The sequence below is a fragment of the Mycobacterium sp. genome, from assembly GCF_032161845.1.
GTDB lineage: Bacteria > Actinomycetota > Actinomycetes > Mycobacteriales > Mycobacteriaceae > Mycobacterium.
This window is the reverse complement of record NZ_JAVRQA010000369.1, coordinates 1-8,156: the sequence shown is the minus strand read 5'-3', so window position 1 is coordinate 8,156 and position 8,156 is coordinate 1. Positions and strand designations below refer to the sequence as shown.

The 8,156-nt window shown below is 65.6% G+C and carries 9 protein-coding genes; 6 read left to right on the top strand and 3 right to left on the bottom strand.

Translation table 11 applies throughout. The features are described from left to right. A partial coding sequence (locus tag QOD90_RS20150; RefSeq protein WP_526352601.1) for a glutamine synthetase III family protein occupies positions 1 to 1,500 on the top strand: 1,500 nt, incomplete at its 5' end. Between the two features lie 30 nt (positions 1,501 to 1,530). Here QOD90_RS20150 and QOD90_RS20145 read toward each other — a convergent pair. Then, positions 1,531 to 2,529, bottom strand: coding sequence for a Gfo/Idh/MocA family protein (locus tag QOD90_RS20145; protein ID WP_526352600.1), 999 nt, complete (start codon positions 2,527 to 2,529; stop codon positions 1,531 to 1,533). Further along, positions 2,526 to 3,716 (bottom strand): Gfo/Idh/MocA family protein, encoded by a 1,191-nt coding sequence (locus QOD90_RS20140; protein ID WP_526352599.1) that lies wholly within the window; start codon positions 3,714 to 3,716, stop codon positions 2,526 to 2,528. Before QOD90_RS20140 ends, QOD90_RS20145 begins: the two co-directional genes overlap by 4 nt. Positions 3,717 to 3,801: 85 nt before the next feature. Between QOD90_RS20140 and QOD90_RS20135 the strand changes: the two genes are divergently transcribed. From QOD90_RS20135 to QOD90_RS20115, 5 genes are all read left to right on the top strand, one after another. Beyond that, a complete protein-coding gene (locus tag QOD90_RS20135; protein ID WP_526352598.1) occupies positions 3,802 to 4,821 on the top strand; it encodes a LacI family DNA-binding transcriptional regulator in 1,020 nt (339 codons plus the stop codon). Between the two features lie 82 nt (positions 4,822 to 4,903). Beyond that, a complete protein-coding gene (locus QOD90_RS20130; protein ID WP_526352597.1) occupies positions 4,904 to 5,098 on the top strand; it encodes a hypothetical protein in 195 nt (64 codons plus the stop codon). Between the two features lie 257 nt (positions 5,099 to 5,355). After that, positions 5,356 to 6,216 carry an SDR family NAD(P)-dependent oxidoreductase gene (locus tag QOD90_RS20125; RefSeq protein WP_526352596.1) on the top strand — a complete coding sequence of 287 codons (861 nt, stop codon included), beginning with the start codon at positions 5,356 to 5,358 and terminating at the stop codon, positions 6,214 to 6,216. Between the two features lie 31 nt (positions 6,217 to 6,247). Further along, positions 6,248 to 7,309 (top strand): NAD(P)H-dependent amine dehydrogenase family protein, encoded by a 1,062-nt coding sequence (locus QOD90_RS20120; RefSeq protein WP_526352595.1) that lies wholly within the window; start codon positions 6,248 to 6,250, stop codon positions 7,307 to 7,309. Then, complete coding sequence (locus QOD90_RS20115) at positions 7,306 to 7,950, top strand: TetR/AcrR family transcriptional regulator (protein WP_526352594.1); 645 nt, start codon at positions 7,306 to 7,308, stop codon at positions 7,948 to 7,950. Before QOD90_RS20120 ends, QOD90_RS20115 begins: the two co-directional genes overlap by 4 nt. 84 nt (positions 7,951 to 8,034) lie before the next feature. Here the strand turns inward: QOD90_RS20115 and QOD90_RS20110 are convergent. Continuing rightward, a partial coding sequence (locus QOD90_RS20110) for a methylmalonate-semialdehyde dehydrogenase (RefSeq protein WP_526352602.1) occupies positions 8,035 to 8,156 on the bottom strand: 122 nt, incomplete at its 5' end.

Here is an 8,156-nt window from a genome sequence, read left to right as displayed (position 1 = left end):
TACTTCCTGATCGACAGGCACTTCTTCCTGGCGCGTCCCGACTTGATCAACTCGGGCCGCACCCTGTTCGGCGCCAAGCCGCCCAAGGGCCAGGAGTTCGACGACCACTACTTCGGCGCCATCCCCGACCGGGTGCTCGGCTTCATGATGGACACCGAGCGCGAGCTGTTCAAGCTCGGCATCCCGGCCAAGACCCGCCACAACGAGGTCGCACCAGGGCAGTTCGAGATCGCGCCGATGTTCGAGAAGGCAAATATCGCCGCCGACCATCAGCAGCTCCTGATGACCACGTTCAAGACCATCGCCAAGAAGCACGGCATGGAGTGCCTCTTCCACGAGAAGCCGTTCGCCGGCGTCAACGGGTCGGGCAAGCACGTCAACTTCTCGCTGGGGAACGCACAGTTCGGTAGCCTCCTGGTCCCCGGCGACACCCCGCACGAGAACGCGCAGTTCCTGGTGTTCTGTGCCGCGGTGATCCGGGCCGTGCACAAGTTCTCCGGTCTGCTGCGGGTGTCGGTCGCCTCGGCCACCAACGACCACCGCCTCGGTGCCAACGAGGCTCCGCCCGCGATCATCTCGATCTTCCTCGGCGATCAGCTCGCCGATGTGTTCGAGCAGATCGCCAAGGGTGCGGCCACGTCGTCAAAGGGCAAGGGGTCCATGATCATCGGCGTCGACACCCTCCCGGTGTTGCCGACCGATCCGGGCGATCGCAACCGCACCAGTCCGTTCGCATTCACCGGCAACCGCTTCGAATTCCGCGCGCCGGGCTCGGGGCAGACGATCAACGTGCCGATGATCATCCTCAACACGATCATGGCGGACTCGCTCGACTACATGGCCACCTGGCTGGAGAAGGCGACCGGCGAGGGCGAGGACTTCGACGTCGCCGTGCAGAAGCTGCTCACCGAGATCATCACCGAGCACGGCGCCGTCGTGTTCAACGGTGACGGCTACTCGGACAACTGGGCGGTCGAGGCGGCCTCCCGCGGGTTGCCGAACCTCAAGATGACGCTGGATGCCATCCCCGAGCTGGTGAAGCCCGAGGCGATCGAGGTCTTCGAGAAGTACGGCGTCTTCAACTCGCGGGAGCTGCACAGCCGCGAAGAGGTTCGCTACGAGATGTACGCCCTCACCGTCAGCGTCGAGGCGAAGCTCACGCTGGAAGTGGGCTCGACGGTGATTCTGCCTGCGGCCGTGCGCTACCAGACCGAGCTGGCGTCGAATGTCGCGACGCTCAAGGCTGCCGGCATCGAACCGGACACCACGCTGCTGACGACGGTGTCCACGCCGATCTCCGAGCTGACCGGCGCGTTGACGGCGCTCAAGACGGCGATGGAAGCTCACGGTGGCGATTCCGCTGCCGAGGAGGCCAAGCATGCGCAGAGCCTGCTGCCGTTGATGGACGCGGTGCGCGCTGCCGCCGACACGCTGGAGGGCGTCGTCGCCGACGACCTGTGGCCGTTGCCGACCTACCAGGAGATGCTCTACATCCTCTGATACTCGGGGTCCCGCGACGCCGACGGTCGACTACGGATAGTCGATCGGTTCCATCCGACCGCTATCCAGTGACCTGGTCGCTGCCTCGGCGATGGCCTGAGCCTTGAGCGCCTCGTCGAGGTTTGGCCCGATGGCACTGCCGTCGCGGAGCGCGTCGACGAAGTGGTCGAGTGCGACCCGGTAACTGCCTGCGACGCGCTCGAACCAGCCTGCCTGCATGCCGTCGTCAACGACTCGTCCTGTGCCGTAACGGGATACGGCGCCGGCGCGGTGGCGCCGTGCCTCGACCATGCCCGTCGACCCGAGCACCTCGATGCGCTCGTCGTAGCCGTATCCGATCTGCCGGGTGCTGTCGATCTGGACGAGAGCACCGCCTGGAAGACGCAGCGTGACCGCCGACGTGTCGACGTCCCGATAGTCCGCCAACCGTGGCTCGACGAGCGTCGAGCCGGTGGCGAACACGGCCTCGGGGTCCAGCCCGGAGATCCACCGGGCCAGGTCGAAGAAGTGCACGGTCTGGTCCCGCATCTGGCCGCCGGAAACTGCGATGTAGGACAGCGGAGGCAGCGCCGGACCGCGGGTCGTCATTTGAATCAGGTGGACGTCGCCGATCTCGCCTGAGGTCACGACCCGTTGAAGTTCGGCGTAGTCGCGGTCGAAGCGCCGATTGAAGTCGACCATTGCCGGGATGCCGCGCTCGTGCACGTAGCCGACGACGTCGACCGCCCGTTCGAGATCGAGGTCGATCGGCTTCTCGCACAGCGCGGGAATGCCAGCCGTGGCGGCGGTGCGCAGATGATCCGCGTGGGTATCGGTCGACGACGCAATGAGCACCGCGTCGATGGCATCGGCATCGAAGACATCGGCGAGGTCCACCGTTGCACGGCTGCGGTGTTGCGCGGCAACGGCTTCGGCTCGGGTCGAGTCGATGTCGTAGACGAGCGCGAGGTCGACCCCGGGATGGACGGCCAGATTGGCGGCGTGCACGCCACCGATGAATCCGGCACCGATCAAGGCGAAACGAGTCATGTTCGGGCCCCGACCTTCGCGCGCGCCTGCTGCGGATCGATCCAGGCTCCGTCGAGGGCGTGCGACGCCGCCGCGGCTTCGACGAACTGGACACCGATCAGGCCGTCGATGCCGGTGGGAATGGCTAGCTCCCTCGGCTCGTGGGCGGTGCCGTCGCGGCGCGCCCGCAACATCTCGGCGAGGTCGACGTAGAAGTTGGCGAACGCCTCGAGGAACCCCTCGGGATGCCCCATCCCGGGTCGGGTCAGTCGGGTGGCATCCTCGGACAACGAGCTCATGCCTTGTGCGAGAGTGGTCGTGGCGCCGTCCACGTCGCGGATGATCAGGTGCTGCGGATCCTCGTGGCGCCATTCGAGACCTGCCTCCTCGCCGAACACACGGATGCGGAGGCCGTGCTCGTTGCCGGTCGCAGCCATGCTCGCCCACAGAGTGGCGGGCGCTCCGTTCGACAGCCCGAGGCGCGCCGTCGCGTTGTCGAACACGGGTCGTCCCGGAACCAGAGTGCTCAACTCCGCGGAGACCTTGGTGACCTCCAGCCCGGTGACGTACCGCAACAGGTGCAAGGCGTGAGTGCCAAGATCGCTTACGACACTGGGAAACCCGACGACGCCCGGATCCGTACGCCAACGTGCTTGCCGATGATCCCCGAGCTCGAGCGGTCTCGAGGCCCACCCCGAGGCATGCTCGACGGCAACGAAGCGGATGCTACCGAGGCGGCCGTCGCGGACCAGTCGTGCGGCGTGGCGCACCATCGCGTACGCCGAATAGCAGTGCGGGACGGCCAGGATGGCGCCGGTCGATTCGGCGATCGACACCAGTTCGGCCGAGGTCTGCGAGTCGCGGGTCAGTGGCTTCTCGCAGACGACGGAGACGCCCGCTTGCAGGAACGTGCGTGCGATCTCGAAGTGGCTGTCGTTGGGGGTGGCGATGACGACGACGTCGACGCCGTCGGGCAGGGCGCGCTCCGACTCTGCCATCTCCCGATGGTTGCGATACGTGCGTTGCGGGGGGATCCCCAGGCTCCTGGCCATGCCCGCCGACGCTTCCGGGTTGCGCCCGAACACGCCTGCGGTCAGCTCGTATCGGTCGTCGAGTCGCATCGCGTAGCGGTGGGTCTTGCCGATGTCGGCGCCCTCGCCGCCGCCGACCATGCCCGCCGTCAGACGCAGGCTGGCTCGTTCGCTCACGGAGTGCTCCTCGTTCATGGGACAGTGTGGGACCGGTCCCAGTAGGATACGGGCCAGGTGACGAAGGATCAATATGCTGACAGCCATGACTCCACAGGACCGGCTTGGCCGCCCCGCGACCATCCGGGACGTCGCCGCCCGAGCCGGCGTGTCCAAGTCGTTGGTGTCCCGGGTACTTCGCGGTGAGTCGAACGTCAGCGTCGCTCGCCGCGACACGGTCCTGACCGCCATGTCCGAACTGGGCTATCGTCCCAACGCCATCGCCAGGGGGCTATCCGAGTCCCGCAGCGGAACCGTGGGCGTGATGCTCAACGATCTACGCAACCCATGGTTCGTATCCCTGCTGGAAGGGTTGACGACGGCGCTCGATGCCGTGGGCATGGCCCCGGTCCTGGTCGACAGTCACCTCGATCGGCGCGTCGGTCGCGATTCCGTGGAAACGCTTCTCGCCCAACGGGTCGACGGACTCGTCGTCGTCGGCACCACCGATCTGGGCGACGCGATCGAGCGTGCTGCGGCGGTCGTGCCCGTGGTCATCGCCGGAACCCACGAGCCGAATCTGCCGCGAGTCGACATCGCTGCAGACGACGACGTCGTCGGCGCGCGACTGGCCACCGAGCACCTGCTCGACCTCGGGCATCGACGCATCGGTCATCTGGCTGGGCCGGGAATCGTGGGGTCTCTGCGACGCAGGGGCTTCCTCGACACCATGGCGGCGGCGGGACTCGCCGACGATGCGATCGTCGAGATCTCCGGCATGACCGAGGAGGGCGGCTATGCGGGGGCCGGGCGGCTACTCGATCGATCAGCGCGTCCGACCGCCATCTTCGCCTTCAACGACGTCAGTTGCGTTGGCGCTCTTTCGGCGGCGGCTGATCGCGAACTGTCTGTCCCGGAAGACCTTTCGTTGGTTGGGTACGACGACACCTATCTCGCGCGCATCCGGCACCTGTCGCTCACGTCGGTCGACAACGGCAACTTCGCCGTCGGTTCGCAGGCCGCAAAGTTCTTGCTGCAGCGGCTCGAGCGGCCCGATGGGCCGCAACGAATCTATCTGCATCAACCCTCGTTGAGCATCCGACGCTCGACGGCGGGGCCGAGCTAGCCCGAGCCCGGCAGCTTGGCGGAACCTGGCCATAAGAACATAAGTAAATTGATGTTTTTCCATGTCGACTAAACTGCCCTTGATGCATCACGTCGTGTTCGCCGTTGCCGCGGAACGGCTCGACATGGCGACGGCATTCCTCGAAGCACTCGGATTCAGATTTGAGACGCACGTCCTCGATGACGTCGGACTGCGTGTGACGTTGGACTGGGATCGCGGGGTGGAGCTTGTTACCCCCGACCGACGATCGCGACGCGAATCCTGGTTCTGTCGCTGACTTCCTAGCTCGTCATGATGATGGAGTGTTTCTCGGTGGTGGTGCGGGTCGACGACATTGACGCAACCACGGAGGTCGCACGGCGACACGGTGCGTCGATCGACTTTCAGCAGGACCGCGGCGGGAATGGCTCGAACTCGTGGAAGTTCAGCGGGCGTCGATCTTCGGCATGCCATTGACGTTCCTGGCGACGAACCTGCTGTAAGTCGTTTACTAAAACATTGAACGATCAATGTTCGGGCCGTAAGCTCTCGGCCATGTCAGTGCTCAACGGCAAGGTAGCGATCGTCACCGGAACCAGCCGAGGTGTTGGCGACGGGATTGCAGAGGAGTTGCTGCGAGCAGGCGCCACCGTCGTCGGTTGTTCGCGTTCACCTTTGGACGAGCTCCCCGCGGCCGCGCGAGTGGACGGCGGTCGGGAGCGATCCGCGCAATGGGTGTGCGACCAGGGCGACTACCACGCCATCGACGCATTCGTCGGCAAGGTCGTCGACACCTACGGCCGCATCGACATCCTGATCAACAATGCAGGCGGAACAGTACCCAGCCCCAGTGTGGAGGCGGTGCCCGAACTGGTGCAGCGGATTCAGGGGAGTCCCCGCGGCGCAGACGATTACGAGCGCAGCGTGCTGTTCCACGCCTTCGCCATTCAGATGAACCTGATCAGCCCGCTCTGGTTCGCGATTCGGGTCTGCCATGAGATGAAGCGTGGCGGGGCGGGATCGATCGTCAACATCTCCAGTGGCGCAGGCCATCCGGCCGGATCGCCAACGTTGGTCTCCTACGGTGCGGCGAAGTGCGGCCTCAACCACGTCACGCGGTCGCTCGCACAGGAGTGGGGACCGGAGATCCGGGTCAACTGTCTGGCGTTGGGGCCGACGATGACCACCAACTTTCATGACTTCGTGCTGCCGTCGGACGACAAAGACGGCACCAAGTACTTCGCGAAGGTTCCGCTCAAGCGGGCGGGCGGGGCCGACGAGGTAGGTCGGGCATGCGTGTTTCTGTGTAGCGGGCAAGCCGACTACATCAACGGCACCACCATCGAAATCGACGGCGGGATGCTGCCTGGCGTGCTCTATGAGTCAGGGCTCAAGACGATCACCGACCTGCTGTGATGCAACCCCTGGAGTTCCATTGAAGCTCAGAGTGATTCAGTTCTCGACCGGCAATGTGGGGCAGCACGCTCTGCGACACGTCATCGAACACCCCGACCTCGAACTGGTCGGAGTTCATGCGAGTAGCCAAGCCAAGATCGGCCGTGACGCCGCCGCGCTGTGCGGACTGAGCGAGCCGACGGGAGTGAAGGCCACCGCCGACGTGGATGCGCTCGTAGCGTTGGGCGCGGATTGCGTCGTCTACACCTCGCAGGGCGAGACGCGGCCGACCGAGGCGCTCGCCGAGTTGACCGCGTTCCTTCGGGCAGGCACGAACGTCGTTGCGACGTCGATGGTGTGGCTGATCAACCCCGATGCCGCGGATTCTTGGCTACGGGATCCCCTTCTGGCGGCGTGTCAAGAGGGGGGCACCACGATGTACGTCAACGGCATCGACCCCGGCTTCTCCGGAGACATGCTGCCGTTCGCCGCGTTGAGCCTCTGCCAGTCGGCCACGTCGATTCTGGTGCAGGAAGTGTTCGACTACGGCAGCTATGACGACGCCGAGTTCACCGGTGTGAGTTTTGGTTTCGGCTTCACGCCTGAGCAGGAGCCGCCGTTGATGTTCCTTCCCGGTGTGCTCCGTTCGATCTGGGGTGGGCCCGTCAAGCACTTGGCGGAGTGCCTCGGGGTCGAACTCGACGAGGTGCGTGAAGGCCACGAGACCTGGGTGACTCCCGAACCGATCGACTGCACCATGATGCGCGTCGAGCCGGGTCACGTTGCCGCCGTACGGTTCGCGGTCGAGGGCATGAAGGACGGCCTGCCCGTCATCGTCATGGAACACGTCAATCGGCTCACCCAGGCCGCGGCCCCCGACTGGCCCTATCCGCCGGAAGGGCGCGGCGGCGTGCATCGCGTCGTCGTGACGGGCCGGCCGGGAGTCGAGATCAACGCCCATGTCGGCTCAGGGGAGATCGATCAGAACGAGGGCGGCGTCATCGCCACTGCCGCCAAGGTCGTCAACGCGATCTCCGTGGTGTGCGCTGCCCCGACTGGCATGACGTCCTTGCGCGACCTACCGATCGCGCAGGTCCATGGACTGATGCGATGACGACGCCGCCACGTTCGACCCGATCCCGGCCCGCACCCACGCGCCGTGGCGAAACGCGTCAACAGCGCGGTGACGAAACCAGAGACACGATCATCGCCGAGACGGTGGCGTGCATCCTCGAAGAGGGCTTCGGTGCCGCCAGCGCCAAGCACATCACCGAACGGGCGAACGTAAGTTGGGGCGTCATTCAGTACCACTTCGGTGATCGTGACCAACTGCTCATGGCCGTGGTGGACCAGGGCTTCGCCGGGTTGCAGCGCTGCCTTGCGGAGGTCGCCATTCCGACCGGCCCCCTGCGTGCGCGGGTGGCGGCCGTCGTCGAGACCGCCTGGCCCGCCTTCAGCAACCCGACGTCGATGGCTGCACAGGAGATCCTGGTGGCTACTCGCGTCACGCGCAACAAGAAGCTGAATCGCCATCTCGTCGAGCTAAACGAGGGGCTTAGCGCGCTCGGCGCCAAGTTGGTTCCCGACCGTGACGGCACCGCGGTCGCCGACGTCATCTGGGCATGCCTGCGCGGTCTGACGGTTCCGCAAATGGTTTCTGCGGTGCCCTACGATTCGACGCGGCAACGCCAGACCCTAATCGACATGTTGACGCTCTACCTTTCCGCGGAGAGCCTGTTCGACCGACGCCGCTGACCCACGCTTCCGCGAGCGTGCGTCAACTGCCATCCGGGATCGGCGTGTCGGGCGCAGACACGCACGCTCGCGGACGAGGGATGGCTACTGGTTCTGGGGGAAGCCGAGCTCGATGCCACCGTGGCTGGGATCCAGCCAGCGGCTGGTGATGGCCTTGCCGCGAGTGAAGAAGTGCACGCCCTCAGTGCCGTGGGCATGGCTGTCGC

Bases quoted from the DNA above. Each gene is read 5' to 3' on its own strand.
- QOD90_RS20130 (WP_526352597.1), top strand. From the start codon at position 4,904: ATGCATCACGTCGTGTTCGCCGTTGCCGCGGAACGGCTCGACATGGCG.
- QOD90_RS20145 (WP_526352600.1), bottom strand. From the start codon at position 2,529: ATGACTCGTTTCGCCTTGATCGGTGCCGGATTCATCGGTGGCGTGCAC.
- QOD90_RS20115 (WP_526352594.1), top strand. From the start codon at position 7,306: ATGACGACGCCGCCACGTTCGACCCGATCCCGGCCCGCACCCACGCGC.
- QOD90_RS20135 (WP_526352598.1), top strand. From the start codon at position 3,802: ATGACTCCACAGGACCGGCTTGGCCGCCCCGCGACCATCCGGGACGTC.
- QOD90_RS20125 (WP_526352596.1), top strand. From the start codon at position 5,356: ATGTCAGTGCTCAACGGCAAGGTAGCGATCGTCACCGGAACCAGCCGA.